The organism is Kordiimonas sp., from assembly GCF_048260245.1.
In the GTDB taxonomy this organism is placed as follows: domain Bacteria; phylum Pseudomonadota; class Alphaproteobacteria; order Sphingomonadales; family Kordiimonadaceae; genus Kordiimonas.
This window is the reverse complement of sequence record NZ_JBLXGZ010000053.1, coordinates 1-18,110: the sequence shown is the minus strand read 5'-3', so window position 1 is coordinate 18,110 and position 18,110 is coordinate 1. Positions and strand designations below refer to the sequence as shown.

Below are 18,110 nucleotides of genomic sequence, written 5' to 3'. Positions count from 1 at the left end.
GTAAATGCATCGGGTACGCTGGCTATCGTTAAACCATTGGCGTCCAGCCTATAATCACCGCTGTCCAATATACGGCCATCCACCTCCACACGGAGAAGCGTCATATAGGGGCCACCATCAAGTACCAGAGCACCACTGCCGTGCTGTCGTCTCAGTGTCGAGAGCGCGGTCACTGTCGCCCGCTCGTCGCTGAGATCAAACGTCAGATCAACACTGTCAACACTGAAGGCAGGCGGTTGATAGTCGGCAAGCCTGATTTCCTGCTTTGGCGCAGCAGCGGCACTTGATGCATCCACGAACTAGCCCCTTTTGCGGCGGTTTTTATTGTCCCCAATGGCATAATCGAGCGGCAGGGCGGTGGTATATTTGATCCGTTCCATCGCAAAAGACGAACTGACGTCCGTGAGCTGTACCTTCTTGATCAGCTTCTTGTAGAAGGTATCATAGGCAGCCATATCGGGCACAACCACCCGCATCAGGTAATCGATCTCACCGCTCATGCGGTAGAGTTCCACCACTTCGGGAAACTCGCACACAAGCTGGGCAAATTCATCAAGCCATTCGAAGTTATGTTCATTGGTGCGGATAGCGACAAAAACATCAAGCGGCACATTGATTTTATTGCGGTCAACAAGCGCAACCCGGCGGGTGATATAACCTTCCTGCTCAAGGATCTGTATCCTGCGCCAGCACGGCGTCGTTGAAAGGCCAACCGCTTCCGCTATCTCAGCAGTGCTAAGCGTTGCATCTTTTTGCAGCAGGTTCAAAATCTTGCGGTCAATTTCGTCCATTTTATATCCTTTGGCGAGGATGTTCCTCTTCTCACTGTCAGCCTCTATTAGCCTATTTTTCTAGTCTTTTAACGGAAAAATAGCTCATGCTCCTATTAAGCCTGCCTAATGTGGGCGTTCATCGCTATTTGGTTCTTTTTTGCCGGAATAAAAGATGGTCAAGTGAAATTTTCCCACCACCAAGCAACATGATCGGCAGGAGCGCGGCAAGCCAGCTCACATGCTCAGAGAAATGCGCGGGATAGACAAATATCTGTATGACCAGAGTCATGCCAAACAAGCCCAGCGCGCTCAGCCGCGACGCAAGGCCTGCGATCAACAGAATGGGTAGAAAGGTCTCCGCATAAATTGCCAGATTAACCGCCCAGTCGGTGGGTATCAGCGGCAGCGCATATTCATACTCAAACAGCGTATAGGTCGTGTCGGAAGGCTCCAGAAACCCACCGGCAACCTTGGTCCGACTACTGGCATAAAATATGTGGGCCACCCAGCACCTGAGCCACAACGCCATATAGTCGCGCATGTCGAAAACCTGTTCAATCCGCGCGCCAGCATCTCTCACTTGCCTGATCATCGCCTGCATGGTGAAAACCTTTCTTCAGATCTTTTGGCACACCAGCGCCATGTCCATGAGGGTCGCCAGCACGGCCGGGTCTGTCGGCTCTCCCATTTCGATACAGGCCATTGCATCACGCTGCGCCTTATCAAGCGCAATCAAACGCACCTCTCCTGCTGTCAACATAGCGGCGGCGCACTGTCCCCCGGCTTTCAAATGCACGGCCTCAGGCGGGATTTGCCCTGTTCCGGCCATCCACAAATTCAGAATTGGGTATTCGCTGTCGATCAGCCGTACATTGGGCGAGCATTGAACCAGACCATCACTAGGCACGATTTCCATCTCATCGACGAGCTGCAAGCTGTGCACGGCCCACTCCAGCCTGATCACATCAGGCAAATACGGCACCTGACGCGCGGGGCCAAAATCTTCCAGAAACGCAGGCAGGTCAGCACCATATTGCGACAACACGGGCGCCTGTGGTGGCTGCTGTTGAATATATTTGCCAATCACGCCCCTGAGAAACGCCTCCCCGACAAAAACCTTCGCAACGGGAAACAACGCAAGCAGCGCGTCCGTCAACATTTCCCGGTAATTGTTCTGGTGTATGCGCAAACGGCCCGCCGCCGGGATAGCGTCCGACACAACAGCGTCCTGTAGTGCTTTTGCGGGCTCACCGCCTGAAACCAAGGCCTCTTTCATTGCCTGCTGAAGGTGCGCCAGTTCAGACATTGGCATGGGCCCCATACGCCATAAAGGAAGCAGCTTTTTCGGCTTCCTGCTCAAGAATATCGAAGGTCGGTATATTCGTATCCCATTCGATGAGCGTGGGCTTGGGCCCCACACGCGCAATCAGGGTTTTGTATAGGTGCCAAACCTCATCAGCGACCGGGCTACCATGGTCGTCAATACGCAACGGCGTACCACCGATATCCCGCAGTAAGTGCCCTGCCAGGTGAAGCTCGCCAATCAAGGATGCCGGAACATCGGCCAAATAACGGGACGCATCGAATCCCATATTGCTGGCCGATACAAAAACATTGTTGACATCAAGAAGCAGGCCACAGCCCGACCGCTCACACAAGGCATGGAGAAACTCAAGCTCGTTCATTTCGCTCGAGCGAAAGGAGAGATAGCTCGACGGGTTTTCCACCAGAATAGCTCGGCCAATGCTGTCCTGTAATCTGTTGACATTGTCAGCCACCACCTGAAGGCTTTCCTGTGTCATCGGTAACGGTAATAAATCATTGAGATAAGTACCGCCCCGCACCGACCAGGCCAGATGCTCGGACACAAGTGCAGGGTTATACCTGTTCACCAGCGCGCTAAAGCGCTGCACATGGGCTGGATCAAGACCTTCAGCCGATCCCAGCGACATGCCTACACCGTGAAGGGAAAGCGCGTAATGTTCACAAATAGCTTCCAGATAGCGGTGATGGGCACCGCCGGAGCTCATGTAATTCTCTGCGTGGACCTCAAAAAAGCCGAGCTGCGGCCGCTTTTCCAATACATGGTCGAAATACTGGGTTTTCAGGCTTACACCCACGGGAACAGCTTGCCCGGCAGGCAGCCATGGAAAATGAACGGACATCCGGTTCACTCCACAAAAAACATGAAGCAGCATGACAGGCGACCGCCATGCTGCTCCAATGAATCACTCAACTGTCAAGATCAGGACTTTTTCGGCTGCTTGGCACCGCCCGCAATGCGCTCACACATGCCGGCAGGAACGTAAATCCACTCTTCCCCATGGTTATCTGCAGAAGCTTGACCTGCGCAGCTATGCGTGGAGGTTGCACAGTCGTTCATGCCTTTGGCAACGACGCCGAAGCATTTTTCCTTTTTGCCTTTTTTGTCATCGGCAGAAGCTGAACCGGCAGCTACCGTCATAGCAAAAGCAACTGCACTTGTTGTGGCAACTGCGGCTTTGGCATATTTGTTGAATTTCATTTTGACATTCCCCTGTCATTGATTGTTTGCACACTTCCTCGCGGTGTTATCAACCGCTTTGCATCACTATAGTCGCGCACGAAGCGGCAAATAGAAAATAATATCAATGTCACGAGTTGGTGAGTCAGGCGCGAGCATGTTTTTGCGTCACAGGCTGCAAAACATGCCACCAGGACCAATACAGCCTCGGGTCATAAAAACCAGCATTGATAAAAACTGAGGCTAGCGGCCCGAACCAGAGAAATCACTGCGATAGTCCCGCATGAAAGACTGCAGTTTCTCCACGCTGGCAATCTGGCTGGCAATCGCGCCGAGCTCGCGCCCTGACAATTCCTGATCATTGGTTAACAGGTCAAAGGCCTGTGCAAAATCACCACCGCGCATCTGCGGACCATAGCGCCGACGCATTTCAATCAAGCCCGCCCGGTCTTCCATGAAAGTCATCGCAATAGTAAGGCGGATAAGATTAAGACGCTCAAGCGGGCTTAATGCCTCATTACGGCGCCAGCCATCACCCAGCATTTCCCGCGTGGCATTCGCAAAGCGAGACCAGCTTTTTGAACCCCAGAAGATATCCGCCCGCAACACATTGGCTTCTGCGCTGCGGTCCCCTTCCAGCAGCACTTCAGCCTCTTCATAACGACCAAGCTCCACCAGCGCCCGTGTCTCTACATGCCTGCGCGTATTGTCTATGTCTTCCGGCAGCCGGGGTTCCCGGGTTGCGCGCATGATTTCAAGCGCCTTCTGGGGCTGCTCGTTGAGAATATAGATTTTCGCCAGGTTGGAGGCGATCAGCGCACGGGCGGCACCTTCGGTGCGAACACGCACTTGATATTCCAACAGTTCCGCCGCGCGGTCGAGCAAATCAACCGAGACCAGCCGGTCCGAGAGGCGCCGGATCATCAGGTCCCCTTCCGTACCCAGCGGGGTCAGGTCACGGAACTTATAATACAGGCTGATGGCCTGAATGGGGGTCAGTTCATCGGCTTCACCATTCAGAAACAGTTCCTTGAACATATTGGCCGACCGGCTGATCATCTGCTTTTCGCGCGCCAATGTCGGGAAATAGGACAAGCCCTGCCGCAAGACCTCAAGTCCCAGTTCATATTGCCGCGTTGAGAAGTAAAGGTCGGCGAGGTCATCGAGCAGCTGTGCTTCAAAGCGAGCGCCACGCCAGGCAAAGCGCAGGCGTTCGAGCTGGTCGATGGCCTCTAGTTCCGTCACATCGCCATTTTTAAGATTTTGCATGGTGCGCGCGTACCTGGCACGGGCTGCAATCCAGCGATAGGGAGCATCCGCCAAATCGTCGTACTGTACAAGCGCCGCGTCCGTTTGTCCTTGCATGGCTGCGATACGTGCGCTCTGGAAAACCGATTCCGCAAGCTGCTCATCATTCAGGTTCAGACCATTCAGCAGATCAAGTTCGCGCAGTGCCAGTTCAATCTGATCCAGCTCAAGTGCTGCCCGGACCATCGCCAACTGAATTTCGGCGCGGTCATAGTCATCATATGTTCCCATAACGTCTTTGCCGCGGCGGTAATGCTCAAGCGCGGCATCGTATTGCCCCAATGCTTCTGCCACCAAACCACGCCACAGCTCGGCATCCTGCTCCGCCTCAAGACCCTTATGGGCGAGATCCACACTGGCCATTTCCAAACGACCTTGCTTAAAATTCGCAACGCCGCGCACAGCAAGGAACTCACTGTTCTGCGCCAGCAGTGGATCTTCATCCAGCATTCTGGCCAAAACCCCCAGCGATTCCGCTGCACGGCCATGTGCCAAGTAAAAGCGCGCCAGTTTCCAACGGGCCGCATTACGGTCCGTCAGCGGCTGTAGAGAAAGCTCATAAAACAGCAACGCTTTGTTTTTACGGTACTCAAAGGCTTTGCCGATACGCCACGCATCAAAATCAATCAGCCTTTTAAACTGACCGTTACCCCCGCGTGGGTCAGTGCCCGTTCCCCGGGAAAGCTTGGTCGCCGAGAGCATATTATTGCCTGTCGTACGAATAGCGATACCGTCGGTAAAACGCTCCACGTCGACAAAATCGGACTTGGGCATGACTACAACACCCTGCGCGGTCTCAAGCAACTGCGAAGAAGCATAACTATAATCTTGCGCCATGCCACGACCTTCGCTGACCATGGGGAGTACAACGAGGAAATCGCCAATAGCCGGGTCTTCAATTTCAATTTTCCGGCCAATATTCGTCGCGGGCACAAAAATCTGCTGTCCCTGCACGCCTTCGGCCTGCCGTCTCGGCTCCAGCGGAAAACGGGGTTTGGCCGGCGTATCCTTCAGGCTCACAAGCCAGGCGTTTCCGTCACGCTCGACAACAAAGTACTGCTGTGCGGCAATCTCAAGGCGCATGACAAGCGCATCCCTGTTGTCATGAACTTCCAGCGCTGTGATGCGCTCATCCAGCACGTCATCAGCTTCGCGCAAGCCGCCTGGGTCAAGTTTGTAAGGCTGGTCAAAAATAACCCACAAAACGCCGGAGCGTTCAAACACAGCGGCGCCGACTTCCTCCTGCCAGGGAAAGCGCAGTTGAATGCCCGCGTCCACTTCCGTGACAGAAACACTGATAACCTTGTCCTCATCGGAAAAAGCTGTAACGCCCCGAATGTTGATGCCGGGCTGTTGAACTGACGGTGCCCCCCCTGCGTCTGAGACAGCACCCGTCTGATCTGCGGTACCTTCGGCACTATTGCCACCCTCGCCATCTTCCCGCGCATCTGCGGGCAGCGCGGCAAGGTCATCAAGCGCGGGCCTTCCGTCTTCACCTGCCGGAGCCTCGGCTGCATCACCGGCCCCTTGCCCGGCTGTCGCAGTGGGTGCGATCGGTTCCGCCATATTAGCCCCGGTTTGAGGCCGCGCCGCACGCTCGGAATAGACATCAATCACCAGATATTGACCAGACCAGAAGTCCTGCGTTCTCGCATCTGAAGGGATATCCATCACCAGCGTGGTCTGGCCTGTCTGTACGTCAACACGCGGGTTTGTCGCCTGCCTGAGCGGGGACGCGATCAACGCGGCAACATCGATATTCAACGTGGCCTGAAACGTCAGTCGCAGTTCTCCGTTGCGGCTCGATACAGTATAGGCCGTGTTGCGTGGCACCGAAAATGCCAGCCGCGCCGCGTTGGATTGCTGCGCCCCCTCCACGGTGACAGTCGGCCCCGTGATCGCCGGAGCGGAGATCGCAGGAGCGGAGACTGTCTCCTCTGGTGCAGTTTCATCCACTGCGGTTTGCGCGTGAACTGCCGGGACACCGGTCACAAGTGCGAGGAAAACCGCAGCACTGACTATATTCTGGCTTCTAGAAAATGTCATAAGTGCTCTGTCCACGTCGTTCATTTACCAGCACGATATCAATCCGCTCTGACCATTCATACCGGCTTTTTGCGCTCAGGGTCACGTTCAGGTCCTGCAACCGTGTATCAGCGTAACCAAGCACGGAAATCGATTGACGGTAGCCTGCATCCGCCAGCAGGCCTGCAACCGTTCGCGCGCGAGTGAGCGAAAGCTCCCAGTTTGAGCGAAACTCACCGCTGGAAACGGGCGCCGCGTCGGTATACCCGACCACCTGGAGTTTATTGCGTATCTGTACAAGAGCCCCCGCGAGTTGGCGCAGCGCACGGGTCGCGTCGGGTGCCAGCACAGCTTTTTTCCGCTCAAACATAAGGCTTGCGGGCAGGGAAATGATCACATTGTCACCAACAAGATGAACTTCGGCATCCTGAAACAGCGGCACAAGCGCCAGTTGCCGCCTTAAAAGGGCCTCCAGATAAGAGAGGTTGAGTCCGGGGATATGCCGGGTCATTATCGATTCTGGCGTGTCGTGAGGCCGCACCTCCACACGGGGGCGGTTCGGGTTGAACTCTTCAGACATGGTCTGAACAACAGACTTCCAGCTATCGAACTGAATTGCATTCATCGAAAAAACCAGAACAAAAAACGTCAGCAACAGCGACAGCAGGTCGGCAAACGTCAAAATCCACGGAGCGGCAGCAATGTCGCGTTTTTTAACCGGCGATAACATCAGGGCAGCTCCCGCCCCAGCGGCGACACCGCACCGATTTCCTGCGTGGTACGGAAAACAGCCAGTATCTGTCCTTCGTCGATACCGACAAATCCGGTGACCAGGCTACCATCCGGAACACCCTTGCCTTTCAGATACCGCGCCAGTGACCCGGCGCGGCGGATTGCAATCTCCTGCGAACGGGTCATTTCCGCCGCAACAGGCCCTTTACCACTGCCAAACATGAAGGCTATTTCCTGCCGCGCATCAGCAAAACCGCTCTGCTGCGCAGTCAGCAACTGGTCAAGAAAACCGTGCATATCCTGCCGAATACCGAAGGACCCCGGGGTAAAAAGATACTCCTGCGGAAATTCCACCTCAAAGGTGTTGCCGCCCCTGGTGCCGAACCGGCCTTCAATGCCGAACTCTGCATAAAAGGACTGCTGCACTGAACGCAAGACAGTGTCATTTGACGGGTTGTCCGACGCGCGCGGATCAAGATTGCGGCGCACATTCTCGGCCCTGGCGTCAAATGTCTGGTTCACACTCTCCATCGCAACGGCAGCGCGGTCGGCTGCATGCTGGGAAACTGAGGTCAGAACAATAAAAAAGGCGAGCAGAATGAGATACAGGGCAACAAACAAGCCAAGCGTGTTGTCGCTACCGAAAAGTCTTCTGGTTCGTTCCTGTTCTATAAACATACTGCCCGATCAATCCGGTTGGCGGGAAAACTAGTCAAAGGCTGCGAGGATGGCGTCAATCTCGTCCTGACTATTGCCCTCGCCTTCAAGCTGAGGCCCGTGAAGAAGATCAGTTTCGTCCGCCACCACGCCCTCATCGTCACGTTCGATCTCTTCTTCCTGAGGTTCGATATAATCGTCCCCGATAGCGTCCGCGAGCGCATTCAACCGTTCTTCCAGATGGCCAAGCGTACGCATTACCTTCGTTATACGCTGACCGGTAAGATCCTGAAAACTGGATGCCTGAAACAGCTCAGTGGACACTTTTTCCAGCTTTTCTGCCATTTCGCCGTCACTCTCATCCGAGAGCTGGGACACGGCATCAGCCGCATCCATGATGCTTTCCGCAGCTTCTTCAGTGGATTTCACAATTGCGTCCAGTTGCTCGCCGGCATCTGGAATATCGCGATTGGACAGAGACTTCGGCTGCATGCCGACAAGCTCGTTTTTCGCGGCACCTATGTAGGTCAGCAGTTCTCGCAGTTCCACTGCAATCTTGCCGACCTCATCGTCATGCGTCGTGCCCTTGACAAGACTGCCAACCACATACGCAATGTCCTCGATCGCAACGTTTTCGCCTCTATCCTGACGCAGCGCTTCCGCCCTGTCGTCCAGGCTCACCATTGTTGCCTGTTTTGCCATTCCCGCTACTCCTATGCCCCCACCGTACTCAAAAACGCCCGAACCCAACCCACTGCCTGCCACCGCCGAGAGGATCACTCACCCTCCTGGTTGAGACCGTCCTGCTTACCGGTTGGAATCCAGTTCCTGCACACTCGGCGGCTGCGCAAGTGTTGCAAGTTCTGTTGTTAATACTGATGCCTTTTCAGGTGTCATTTCGCCCATAAGAGCTGCGACCTTTGAAGACTTCATTCTAGTGACAAGGTCGACCTGGGTCTGAAGCGCCAGTGCCTCGAAGCGAGGTGCCGCATCCTTTGGCTTCATCGTCTCGTAAACTTTTACGATGCTCGCGAGCTTGTCGTCTTCAGCCTGCTCAAAAATACGGAGGTGTTCCTTGATCCTGCCTTCAAGCACTTCCAGTTGACTGATTTTATCATTGATACGCTTTTCAGTGCTTGCCAGCAGCTGTTCCTGAAGGTCCAGTTTCGTCTCACGCACTTCCAGTTCCTGCCGGCGTTCCCGAAGCTGGGTGATCAGCTCCATTTCCTCATTGCTGGGCAGGCCCACAACAAGGGGTTGGTTCGTTGGTGCATCGGCCATGCGTTGTGCATCTGCATCGGTTATGGCTTCCGCGTTTTGCGCGCCCTCGGCCTCGTCGCCCGGCTGCTCCTGCGCGCTCACCGGCTGGGTCAAAAGGTTGAAGCCGGTATAGAGATTGATCCCACGAACACCCAGCGCGACCATGGCCACGAGGATCAGCAGCGGAAAAATACGAACTCTGCTCATTACAGCGCCACTCATGTCATGCGTCCTTCGTCCATGTCAGCCTATCATGCCATGTTGTTGTCATTGCTTTACCGGGCCTCTCGAAGGGCAGCGAGGATTTCCTGCTGCTGCTTGCTGGAGGCCTCTGTTTTTCCCGCGCTCTCCGCCCGGTTACCAGTGGCGGCACTAGCCCCTGTCAGGCCGCGCTCAATCCTGTCCGCCAGGTTATTACCGGCCTCGGTTATCATGCCCAGTTCGTCAGCCAGCGCGCTGGCTTTCTGAACGCGCACGGACAGCACTTCCTCAATTTCCACCGCGGATTTCTTCAACCCCTCAACACTGTTCTGCGCGTTGCCAACAGCCCGGTTCAAGTCGTCCACCAGTTCACGCAATTGTGCCTGCCCCTGCCGGATCGTGCCCAGCCGACGATAGACGATGATCGACACAACAATAGCCGAGACAAGCAACACTGCCAGCACGCCATCAACAATCATCTCAGAGACCAGATCCATCAAAGCACCCTATTGGTTTTCATCGCTGTGTGACAGCCGTTCGGCTGTTTGCCGCACCTGCACCGCCACATGTTGCCCGGCACGGCCAATCGCGCCACTGACCATCGGCACATCACCGCATTTTAGCACAACTTCGTCGTTGGGAGTCTTGTTAAACATGATCGTCTGGCCAACCTGCAGATTCATGACATCCCTGAGCGACATGGTCGTTTCATCCATGATGGCATGGAGGTCCACATCCGCACGCCAAAGTTCGGTCGCCAGGTGGGTTTCCCAGATGCTATCGCGGCCGAATTTCTCGCCCATGAAGCGTTGCAGCAGCAATTCCCGCACCGGTTCAAGCGTGGCATAAGGGAACAAAACCTCAAGGCGACCGCCCCGGTCTTCCATGTCCACCCGAAGCTTGATCAGGATCGCGGCGTTGGGGGGCCGTGCAATGGTGGCGAAGCGTGGGTTGGTTTCCAGCCGGTCAAAGGTAAAATTCACTGGGCTCAGCGGTTCAAACGCACCGCACATATCCTTGAGGACAACCGAGATCATCCGCTCCACCAGCGTCTGCTCGATGGTTGTATAGGGCCGACCCTCGATCCGCATGGCGGCTGTGCCGCGCCTGCCGCCCAGAAGCACATCCACGATCGAATAGATCAGGCTACTGTCAATCGTCATCAGGCCATAGTTATCCCACTCTTCCGCACGGAAGACCGCCAGCATGGCAGGCAGCGGGATCGAGTTCAAATAGTCGCCAAAACGAACCGAGGTAATGTTATCAAGCGAAACCTCGATATTATCAGAGGTGAAGTTCCTGAGGCTCGTGGACATCATACGCACCATACGGTCAAAAATGATATCGAGCATCGGCAGGCGTTCATAGGACACCAGCGCGCTATTAATCAGCGCGTGAATACCGGTCATCTCCCCGGCGTCACCATCACCGTCAAAGCCCAGCAGGCTGTCGATCTCGTCCTGATCCAATACGCGGCCGGGAGAGGGTCCAGAACTGTCTTCCTCTTCCTCGGCGCCAGCCATGGCTTCCCACTCGGCCGCCATAGCATCCTGGTCGCCATCGTCGTCATCATCGCCGCCGCCGCCAGCCATGGCTTCCCATTCTGCAGCTACCGCTTCGTCGTCAATTTCTTCTTCGTCAGCCATGTTTTCTCACGAGTTAAAGCAGCTACCCTAGCCTTGGACCAAGAATTCCTGAAACAGGACGTCTTTCACACGCGTGGGTGCAACTGCCTGATTAATCCGCATCAAAAGCTCTTCTTTCAGACGAAATATACCCGCCGCGCCGTCAAGATCTTCAGGGCGAAGTTCACGCATATAGACGTTAAATTCGTCCAGGATACGTGGCAATTTGGCATCGAGGTCGGACTTATAGCTTTCACGGTCCACCTCAAGCTGGATCTGAACCCGCAGAAAGCTGGCACCCTGCCCCCCGGTGTTCAGGTTATATTGCTGGGCAGGAATTTCATAAAACAGTGTCTTCAGCTTCTCCGTCGGCGCGTCTTCCTCAAGCTCGGCCTGTTCACGCCTGTCAGCAGCGTCCTGTGCCATCTGTTCCATCGGGTCTTCTTCATGAGGTTCGTCGTCCCCCCCAATAAAAGACATGACACCAAAAATGGCAGCCACCCCCACCACCAGGGCCAAAGCGCCAATAACAACCTTTTTTCCGCTGACCTTCTTGCGTTCAAGCCCTTCTACAAGCTCAGCTTCTCCCAGTGTGTCGTCCATATCGTTGGCCATGAAACTTCCACGATCCTTTTGCCTGTCGGTCTTGCGCCTACTGAGCGTGACCTACCATATATAATTCCGTTTCAACTTTATCTTTATTTATACATAGTTAACAAGCCGTGAAACCGGCGTAAAGAAAACACGCATCAAAAATCGGCCAAACTTACCCACCCCGGCAAAAAAGGGGCGGCAAAACACCCGGTAATTCTTCCCCCTTCATGAGAAGAAGGGCATAATGCATTGTTTTTAAACAGATAAAAAATTGGCACGCTTCCTGCTTTTCTCTGAGCAAACCATAACTGCGAAAACGCAGGGTCTGCACAAGCAGGAGAAAAACAATGGATACCGCACTTTTTGTCGGGTTGGCACATAGAAGCGCACTCAAGCGGCGCATGGACGTGGTTGCACACAATATCGCAAACATGTCGACAACAGCTTTCAATAAAGAACGCGTGGTTTTCCGCCAGCATCTTATGGATGCGCCGGGCGCCGCAGCCACCACTGGTGGCAAAATAGCTTATGTCATGGACGCGGGTGTGACCCGCAATACAGACACAGGCAACATGATTTCATCCAATAATCCGCTTGATGTCTTTATCAAGGGCCGCGGATACCTTACCGTCACGGCAAGTGACGGCGAGAAGGTATATACCCGCAACGGCCGCATGATGGTTGACAAGGATGCCGAACTCGCCCTCTTGTCCGGCGAAAAAGTGCTGGACGAAAACGGTCAGACCATCCAGTTCGACGAAGAAGACACCGACATCCATATCGCAACAGACGGCACCCTCTCGACCAATAATGGCGAAAAGGGCAAAATCGGCCTCGTATCATTTGCCAACGAGCAGAATATGAAACGCCGCGGTTCGTCGCTTTATGAGACAGATCAAGCCCCTGAGCCACCCGAGAACATGACCGATGTTTCACTCCGCCCCAAGGCTTTTGAAGGCTCGAACGTGAACGCCATCGAATCCATGGTCGAGATGATCGACGTGATGCGAGCCTATGAGCGCGCCTCCAAAAACTCATCCGGCTACGAAGATATGCGCAAGGACTCCCTCGACCGGCTTGCCCGCGTGCAATAACCGGCCGCCCCTGAAAGGTAATTCCTGAAGGGTAATTGAGGAAAGGATTAGAAGATGAAAGCACTAAGCACCGCAGCGACCGGCATGCTCGCTCAGCAACTCAACATCGAGGTTATCTCGAACAATATCGCCAATATGAACACGACTGGCTTCAAACGCCAGCGGGCGGAGTTCCAGGACCTTCTTTACCAGAACATTGAACGGGTTGGCGCCAACTCGTCCGACGCGGGCACCACTGTGCCAAGCGGCATTCAGGTGGGTGTGGGTGTCCGCGCCGCCGGTGTATACCGCATCACGGACCAAGGTAGCCTCGCCAGCACCGGCAACGAATATGATGTCGCCATCAACGGTCGCGGCTTCTTCCACATCCAGCTGCCGGATGGCCAAAGCGCCTATACCCGCGCAGGCTCCTTTCAGGTTGATCAGGACGGTCGCCTCGTGAGCCCGGAAGGGTATCCCGTGCAACCGGTGATCAATATCCCTCAGGACGCTATTGATGTCTCGATCAACGAACAGGGTGAAGTCTCCGTTAAACAGGACGGCCAAACAAACCCGGCTGTTATCGGCACCTTTGACCTTGTCACCTTCCCGAACGAAGTGGGTCTTGAAGCTGTGGGCGGCAACCTTTACCTCGAAAGTCAGGCTTCCGGTGCACCCAATGTAAGCCAGGCCGGCCTGCCCGGTTTCGGCAAGATTGTACAGGGGTACCTTGAACAGTCCAATGTGAATGCCGTGGGTGAAATTACGTCCATGATCTCCGCGCAACGTGCCTATGAGCTCAATTCCAAGGTAATCCAGACCTCGGACGAGATGCTTCAGGCTGCCAATAACCTGCGCTAATAGGAGGCTTTAATGGCTAATTTCGGCAAAAATACCAGACAGACGATCATCGCTGCGCTGCTATGCGGGGCGCTTGCCCCGGCAGCATCTGCCGCCGACCTTCGTGAACACTTGTCGGTCATCGATCCGGTCATCAAGCTCGGCGATCTGTTCGACGGCTTGGGCGCAGAGGCAGAAACCATCATTCTGGAAGCTCCGGCGCCAGGTGACAGCAAACAATTGAGCTCCCACGAGCTTGACCGCATTGCCGAACAGTACAGCCTTGACTGGCAACGCCCCACATACCTCAAGCGAGTCAATGTTTACCGCGAAGGCAATGCCTTCTCGCTTGATGATCTCGGTGATATCGCGCTTCGCGAGGCTCAGGCGGCCGGTATTGCAGGCAATATCGATATACAGGTCTTTGGTCGGCGCGCCGGGCTTTATTTGCCTGCCGACACCAGCGTGGAAGACATTCAGCTTGAAAACTTCCAACTGAACAACAGGCAGGACCGTTTCACCGCCGTTGCACTGATCCCGACGGGAACCAACCAGCCTTCACGGTTGAATATCTCGGGCCGGGTGCAGGAGGTGCGCATGGTGCCAACACTGGCGCGCGTGCTGGCCCCGGGTGAAGTGATCAGCAAGTCCGATATACAGTGGACCAGACTACCGGTACGGCAGATCAATAACCGCGTTGTGGCCTCCAGTGCCGAACTGGTTGGCCAAACCGTGAAACGGTCGCTGCAGCCCGGCCGCCCGCTATACACCACCGACGTCATGGCACCGGTTGTGGTGGAAAAAGGCTCGGTTGTGACCATGGTCGTGCAACTAGGCGGGCTTTCGCTGACCGCATCAGGCCGCGCGCTTGAGAACGGCGGCCAGGGCGACACCATTCGCGTGATGAACACCAAGTCCAAGCAGACGGTAGACGCCAAGGTTTTGAACCCGGCGCAGGTCGCCGTTACCAGTAACAGCTTAACGCTCGCTGCATTGTGAAGGAGGCAGTCATGTTTAAAAAAATTGCTCAAAAAACACTCCTTCTGGCTGCACTGACATCGCTTGCCGCCTGTGGTGCCGCTGACCGGATCGGCAACATCGGTAAGGAACCTGGCCTGACGCCGATCAAGGACATCAAGGCACCTGTGGCCCAGCGGTCGATCAGCCTGCCAATGCCCAGTGACGCGCCAGACAAATATCAACCCAATTCGCTGTGGCGCACCGGTGCCCGTGCCTTCTTCAAGGACCAGCGCGCCAGCAACATCGGCGACATCCTGACTGTCAACATCGACATTTCGGACAGCGCACAGATCGGCAACACCACCAGCCGCCAACGCACCACCGCAGAAAGTGCGGGTCTGCCCAACTTCCTCGGGCTTGAAGCTGCCATTCCCAATGCACTTTTTAACAAGCGTGCTGCTGACGCTGGTGCAACGAACGGTAACGCCGCTGCTGCAAATGCCTTTAACCCCAGCACTCTGGTCGGCGCTGATTCAGGCTCAAGCTACTCGGGCACAGGATCGGTCGACCGTTCGGAAGCCATCAATATGACCGTAGCCGCCATTGTCACAGAGGTATTGCCCAACGGCAACCTCGTGATCCAGGGCCGTCAGGAAGTACGTGTCAACTTTGAAAAACGCGAACTGCTGCTCGCCGGGATCGTACGCCCTGAGGATATCTCCAGTGGCAACACGATTTCCCACACACAGATTGCCGAAGCCCGTATTTCCTACGGCGGCAAGGGGCAGATTTCAGATGTCCAACAGCCTCGTTATGGGACCCAGCTGTACGACATCATCTTCCCATTCTAATGCGTAACATCAACCAAGGAGGACTACAGAGAGAGACTAGGAGTATTTACTGAAATAAAGCCAACTGACAAAGGCCGGGCGCTTGTCCCGGCCTCTTTTTTTGCCAATTAGGCGCCCTAACGAATCGATTCGATTCGCAAGGATCTCGCCGCACTTACCATATTGGCAAGCGCAGGCCTGACCTCATCCCATTTCCGGGTCTTGAGGCCGCAATCGGGGTTCACCCAGATATTTTCAGGTTTCAGGACGCACGCCGCCTTGGCGATTTTTTCCGTTAGTTCCTGTATGTCCGGGCAGCGCGGGGCATGAATGTCATATACCCCAAGGCCAATCTCATTGGCGTAGTCAAAGTCCCTGAAAATATTCAACAGGCCCATATCCGACCGCGACGCCTCAATCGAGATAACATCGGCATCCAGTGCAGCGATCGATGGCATGATGTCCTCGAATTCAGCGTAACACATATGGGTATGAATCTGGACCTGGCTCGATGCCGCACCGGCCGAAAGCCGGAAACAGTCCACCGCCCAATCGAGGTAGTCCTGCCAGTCTGACTGCCTGAGCGGCAGGCCCTCCCTGAGCGCCGGTTCGTCAATCTGGACAATGCCAATGCCCGCGGCTTCAAGGTCACGCACTTCATCATGAATGGCGCAGGCGATCTGCCGGCAAGTGACCGCACGGGGCTGGTCATCGCGCACAAAGGACCACTGCAGGATGGTCACCGGGCCTGTCAGCATGCCCTTCACCGGTTTGTCCGTCAGCGACTGCGCATAGGAAGACCATTTCACCGTCATCGGCGCGGGGCGCGATACATCGCCAAAAATGATCGGAGGTTTCACGCACCGCGAGCCATATGATTGCACCCATGCCTTTTTGGTAAAAATGAAACCGTCCAGCAATTCACCAAAATATTCGACCATGTCATTGCGTTCAAACTCGCCGTGCACCAACACATCAAGCCCGGCCTCTTCCTGAAAGCGAATGGCTTTTTCCGTCTCGCTTTTGAGGAATTCATCATATTGCGCTGCGCTCAGCACGCCTTTGCGGAACGTCGCCCGGGCCTGCCGCACGGTTTCGGTTTGCGGAAAAGAGCCAATCGTTGTGGTCGGGAACTTCGGCAGTTTCAGTTGCGAGGCTTGTCGCTGTTGTCGCATGCTTCGCGGCTCGCGCGTGACGGCGGGCTTCCCGGCCAGACGGCGGGCCACCGCCGGGTTATGCACCCGGGTTGAGAGCCGCCGCTCTGCAGCCGCATCATCACTGTCATGAAAAGCCGGAGCATAGGCTTCCCTGCCCTCTGTCACGGCACCGGCCAGCACAACAAGCTCATCAAGTTTCTGTGCGGCAAACGCCAGCCACGGCTTGACCTCTGCGTCCAGTTCAGGCTCGGCATCAAGATCCACCGGCACATGCAACAGCGAACAACTCGGTGCCACCTGCAGGCGATCGGGGGCAATGTGTTTGGTTGCCCACCCGATCCGGTCCAGCGACGCGCTCAAATCATTGCGCCAGACATTGCGACCGTCGACCAGGCCGAGCGACAAAACCTTGTCACCCGGCCATGTGGCAAGGGCTTTCTCCAGTTGCTCAGGCGCGCGCACGAGGTCAAGATGTATCCCGGCAAGCGGCAGCGGCAGCAGGCGCTGCAACTTGTCAGCCACCGTACCAAAATAGGTCGCGAGCATGATTTCCGGTGCGAGCGGCGCCAGATACCCATAAGCCCGCACCGCCGCGCTCAGCCACTCCGGCTCCAGATCAAGGCACAGCGCGGGTTCGTCAATCTGCACCCATTCGGCCCCCGCGACCTTCAGGGCGGAAAGAATTTCCGCATAGATTGGCAACAGATCATCCAGATACTCAAGCGCGCCCTTCTCGCCCGCCTTGACCTTGGCAAGCCGAAGGAAAGTCAGCGGCCCAATGATCACCGGCCGGGTTTCAATGCCCTGCGCCTTCGCTTCCACGTACTGGCCGATCAGGCGTTTATCTTCCCAGGCGAATTTCAGGTCCGGCGACAGCTCCGGCACGATATAATGATAATTGGTGTCAAACCATTTGGTCATTTCCATCGCTGGCAAGCCTTCCGTGCCACGCGCCATGGCAAAGTAGGTGTGAAGCGGCGACGCCAGTGACGCCTGCCGGTAGCGTCTGGGTATAGCCCCCAGCGTGGTGATCATGTCCAGCATCTGGTCATAGAAGGAGAAGTCACCGCTGGGGATGATATCCACCCCCGCGTCCCTCTGGCATGTCCAGTTGGTTCGGCGCAGATCTGCGCCTATCGTTTCCAGCGTTTTCTGGTCACTCTCACCACTCCAAAAAGCTTCAAGAGCACGTTTCAATTCCCGGTTCGCACCTATGCGGGGAAAACCCAGGTTCGCAGATAATGCCATTGTGTTCAGTCCTCGTCTAACGACGGACAATATGTGCCGACCCCCGCGTACAGCACCAGCAAGAAACGTGTGACACGTATCTTCGCACCGCAAACAGGCGTAAATCTTCAAATTGGGAAGGCGCCCTAGTGGCGCAAAAGCATCGGCAGCATCATTGGTCCATCCCCACCGACACACCCCGGCCGGATCAAGATTAAAATAAATCCGCTGGTAGGTCTCCTGGCTTGCGAAAAAAAGGCGGCTCGCCTTCCCAGCGCTTGCGCGCCAGTGGCATGAGTGAGCACCCTACTCCGCCGACAGTTGCCGGGGCAGCTCCGGACTGGC

Annotated in this window: 18 protein-coding genes, 1 pseudogene and 1 riboswitch; of the genes and pseudogenes, 4 read left to right on the top strand and 15 right to left on the bottom strand. The window is 55.5% G+C overall.

The features are described 5' to 3' along the window. The 14 genes and pseudogenes from pepN to ACN0VM_RS17255 form a co-directional block, all read right to left on the bottom strand. Window positions 1–296 (bottom strand): annotated as a pseudogene (pepN, locus tag ACN0VM_RS17320) (aminopeptidase N); the annotation flags it as partial. A gap of 3 nt (window positions 297–299) precedes the next feature. Further along, the gene (locus ACN0VM_RS17315; protein WP_417452150.1) at window positions 300–791 is read right to left on the bottom strand and encodes an Lrp/AsnC family transcriptional regulator; all 492 of its coding nucleotides are present in this window, start codon (window positions 789–791) and stop codon (window positions 300–302) included. 124 nt (window positions 792–915) lie between these two features. Continuing rightward, window positions 916–1,314 carry a DoxX family protein gene (locus ACN0VM_RS17310; RefSeq protein WP_417452151.1) on the bottom strand — a complete coding sequence of 133 codons (399 nt, stop codon included), beginning with the start codon at window positions 1,312–1,314 and terminating at the stop codon, window positions 916–918. 75 nt (window positions 1,315–1,389) lie between these two features. Next, complete coding sequence (locus ACN0VM_RS17305; RefSeq protein WP_417452149.1) at window positions 1,390–2,079, bottom strand: putative DNA-binding domain-containing protein; 690 nt, start codon at window positions 2,077–2,079, stop codon at window positions 1,390–1,392. After that, window positions 2,072–2,938 carry a DUF692 domain-containing protein gene (locus ACN0VM_RS17300; protein ID WP_417452148.1) on the bottom strand — a complete coding sequence of 289 codons (867 nt, stop codon included), beginning with the start codon at window positions 2,936–2,938 and terminating at the stop codon, window positions 2,072–2,074. Before ACN0VM_RS17300 ends, ACN0VM_RS17305 begins: the two co-directional genes overlap by 8 nt. 80 nt (window positions 2,939–3,018) lie before the next feature. Next, window positions 3,019–3,297, bottom strand: a complete 279-nt coding sequence (locus tag ACN0VM_RS17295; protein WP_417452147.1) for a DUF2282 domain-containing protein — start codon at window positions 3,295–3,297, stop codon at window positions 3,019–3,021. A 222-nt stretch (window positions 3,298–3,519) separates the two neighbouring features. Beyond that, window positions 3,520–6,630, bottom strand: coding sequence for a tetratricopeptide repeat protein (locus ACN0VM_RS17290; protein ID WP_417452146.1), 3,111 nt, complete (start codon window positions 6,628–6,630; stop codon window positions 3,520–3,522). Next, on the bottom strand, window positions 6,617–7,339 hold the full coding sequence (locus ACN0VM_RS17285) for an OmpA/MotB family protein (protein ID WP_417452145.1): 723 nt from the start codon (window positions 7,337–7,339) through the stop codon (window positions 6,617–6,619). Before ACN0VM_RS17285 ends, ACN0VM_RS17290 begins: the two co-directional genes overlap by 14 nt. Then, the gene (locus tag ACN0VM_RS17280) at window positions 7,339–8,019 is read right to left on the bottom strand and encodes a hypothetical protein (protein WP_417452144.1); all 681 of its coding nucleotides are present in this window, start codon (window positions 8,017–8,019) and stop codon (window positions 7,339–7,341) included. The genes ACN0VM_RS17285 and ACN0VM_RS17280 overlap by 1 nt, the downstream gene beginning before the upstream one ends. A gap of 30 nt (window positions 8,020–8,049) precedes the next feature. After that, window positions 8,050–8,700 (bottom strand): protein phosphatase CheZ, encoded by a 651-nt coding sequence (locus ACN0VM_RS17275; RefSeq protein ID WP_417452143.1) that lies wholly within the window; start codon window positions 8,698–8,700, stop codon window positions 8,050–8,052. Between the two features lie 105 nt (window positions 8,701–8,805). Next, the gene (locus ACN0VM_RS17270; RefSeq protein WP_417452142.1) at window positions 8,806–9,480 is read right to left on the bottom strand and encodes a MotE family protein; all 675 of its coding nucleotides are present in this window, start codon (window positions 9,478–9,480) and stop codon (window positions 8,806–8,808) included. A 53-nt stretch (window positions 9,481–9,533) separates the two neighbouring features. Beyond that, window positions 9,534–9,956: a DUF6468 domain-containing protein gene (locus ACN0VM_RS17265; protein ID WP_417452141.1), complete on the bottom strand. Its 423-nt coding sequence runs from the start codon at window positions 9,954–9,956 to the stop codon at window positions 9,534–9,536. Window positions 9,957–9,965: 9 nt separating this feature from the next. Continuing rightward, window positions 9,966–11,105 (bottom strand): flagellar motor switch protein FliM, encoded by a 1,140-nt coding sequence (gene fliM, locus ACN0VM_RS17260; RefSeq protein ID WP_417452140.1) that lies wholly within the window; start codon window positions 11,103–11,105, stop codon window positions 9,966–9,968. A 27-nt stretch (window positions 11,106–11,132) separates the two neighbouring features. Beyond that, window positions 11,133–11,699, bottom strand: a complete 567-nt coding sequence (locus ACN0VM_RS17255; protein ID WP_417452139.1) for a flagellar basal body-associated FliL family protein — start codon at window positions 11,697–11,699, stop codon at window positions 11,133–11,135. A gap of 326 nt (window positions 11,700–12,025) precedes the next feature. On the opposite strand from ACN0VM_RS17255, the gene ACN0VM_RS17250 reads away from it, so the two are divergent. From ACN0VM_RS17250 to flgH, 4 genes are read left to right on the top strand one after another with little or no spacing between them, the layout of a single operon-like run. Next, window positions 12,026–12,772 carry a flagellar hook-basal body complex protein gene (locus ACN0VM_RS17250; RefSeq protein ID WP_417452138.1) on the top strand — a complete coding sequence of 249 codons (747 nt, stop codon included), beginning with the start codon at window positions 12,026–12,028 and terminating at the stop codon, window positions 12,770–12,772. Between the two features lie 54 nt (window positions 12,773–12,826). Then, window positions 12,827–13,612, top strand: coding sequence for a flagellar basal-body rod protein FlgG (flgG, locus tag ACN0VM_RS17245; RefSeq protein WP_417452137.1), 786 nt, complete (start codon window positions 12,827–12,829; stop codon window positions 13,610–13,612). Between the two features lie 12 nt (window positions 13,613–13,624). Beyond that, a complete protein-coding gene (gene flgA, locus ACN0VM_RS17240; protein WP_417452136.1) occupies window positions 13,625–14,590 on the top strand; it encodes a flagellar basal body P-ring formation chaperone FlgA in 966 nt (321 codons plus the stop codon). Between the two features lie 11 nt (window positions 14,591–14,601). Beyond that, window positions 14,602–15,402: a flagellar basal body L-ring protein FlgH gene (gene flgH, locus ACN0VM_RS17235; RefSeq protein WP_417452135.1), complete on the top strand. Its 801-nt coding sequence runs from the start codon at window positions 14,602–14,604 to the stop codon at window positions 15,400–15,402. Window positions 15,403–15,518: 116 nt separating this feature from the next. Here flgH and metE read toward each other — a convergent pair whose 3' ends face one another. Next, on the bottom strand, window positions 15,519–17,786 hold the full coding sequence (gene metE, locus ACN0VM_RS17230) for a 5-methyltetrahydropteroyltriglutamate--homocysteine S-methyltransferase (protein WP_417452134.1): 2,268 nt from the start codon (window positions 17,784–17,786) through the stop codon (window positions 15,519–15,521). A 191-nt stretch (window positions 17,787–17,977) separates the two neighbouring features. Beyond that, window positions 17,978–18,110, bottom strand: a riboswitch (cobalamin riboswitch). This riboswitch is flagged as partial in the annotation.

Bases quoted from the DNA above. Each gene is read 5' to 3' on its own strand.
- ACN0VM_RS17265 (WP_417452141.1), bottom strand. From the start codon at position 9,956: ATGGATCTGGTCTCTGAGATGATTGTTGATGGCGTGCTGGCAGTGTTG.
- ACN0VM_RS17280 (WP_417452144.1), bottom strand. From the start codon at position 8,019: ATGTTTATAGAACAGGAACGAACCAGAAGACTTTTCGGTAGCGACAAC.
- flgH (WP_417452135.1), top strand. From the start codon at position 14,602: ATGTTTAAAAAAATTGCTCAAAAAACACTCCTTCTGGCTGCACTGACA.
- ACN0VM_RS17255 (WP_417452139.1), bottom strand. From the start codon at position 11,699: ATGGCCAACGATATGGACGACACACTGGGAGAAGCTGAGCTTGTAGAA.
- ACN0VM_RS17305 (WP_417452149.1), bottom strand. From the start codon at position 2,079: ATGTCTGAACTGGCGCACCTTCAGCAGGCAATGAAAGAGGCCTTGGTT.
- fliM (WP_417452140.1), bottom strand. From the start codon at position 11,105: ATGGCTGACGAAGAAGAAATTGACGACGAAGCGGTAGCTGCAGAATGG.
- ACN0VM_RS17285 (WP_417452145.1), bottom strand. From the start codon at position 7,339: ATGTTATCGCCGGTTAAAAAACGCGACATTGCTGCCGCTCCGTGGATT.
- ACN0VM_RS17300 (WP_417452148.1), bottom strand. From the start codon at position 2,938: ATGTCCGTTCATTTTCCATGGCTGCCTGCCGGGCAAGCTGTTCCCGTG.
- ACN0VM_RS17315 (WP_417452150.1), bottom strand. From the start codon at position 791: ATGGACGAAATTGACCGCAAGATTTTGAACCTGCTGCAAAAAGATGCA.
- ACN0VM_RS17250 (WP_417452138.1), top strand. From the start codon at position 12,026: ATGGATACCGCACTTTTTGTCGGGTTGGCACATAGAAGCGCACTCAAG.
- ACN0VM_RS17275 (WP_417452143.1), bottom strand. From the start codon at position 8,700: ATGGCAAAACAGGCAACAATGGTGAGCCTGGACGACAGGGCGGAAGCG.
- flgG (WP_417452137.1), top strand. From the start codon at position 12,827: ATGAAAGCACTAAGCACCGCAGCGACCGGCATGCTCGCTCAGCAACTC.
- flgA (WP_417452136.1), top strand. From the start codon at position 13,625: ATGGCTAATTTCGGCAAAAATACCAGACAGACGATCATCGCTGCGCTG.
- ACN0VM_RS17295 (WP_417452147.1), bottom strand. From the start codon at position 3,297: ATGAAATTCAACAAATATGCCAAAGCCGCAGTTGCCACAACAAGTGCA.
- metE (WP_417452134.1), bottom strand. From the start codon at position 17,786: ATGGCATTATCTGCGAACCTGGGTTTTCCCCGCATAGGTGCGAACCGG.
- ACN0VM_RS17270 (WP_417452142.1), bottom strand. From the start codon at position 9,480: ATGAGTGGCGCTGTAATGAGCAGAGTTCGTATTTTTCCGCTGCTGATC.
- ACN0VM_RS17310 (WP_417452151.1), bottom strand. From the start codon at position 1,314: ATGCGCGACTATATGGCGTTGTGGCTCAGGTGCTGGGTGGCCCACATA.
- ACN0VM_RS17290 (WP_417452146.1), bottom strand. From the start codon at position 6,630: ATGACATTTTCTAGAAGCCAGAATATAGTCAGTGCTGCGGTTTTCCTC.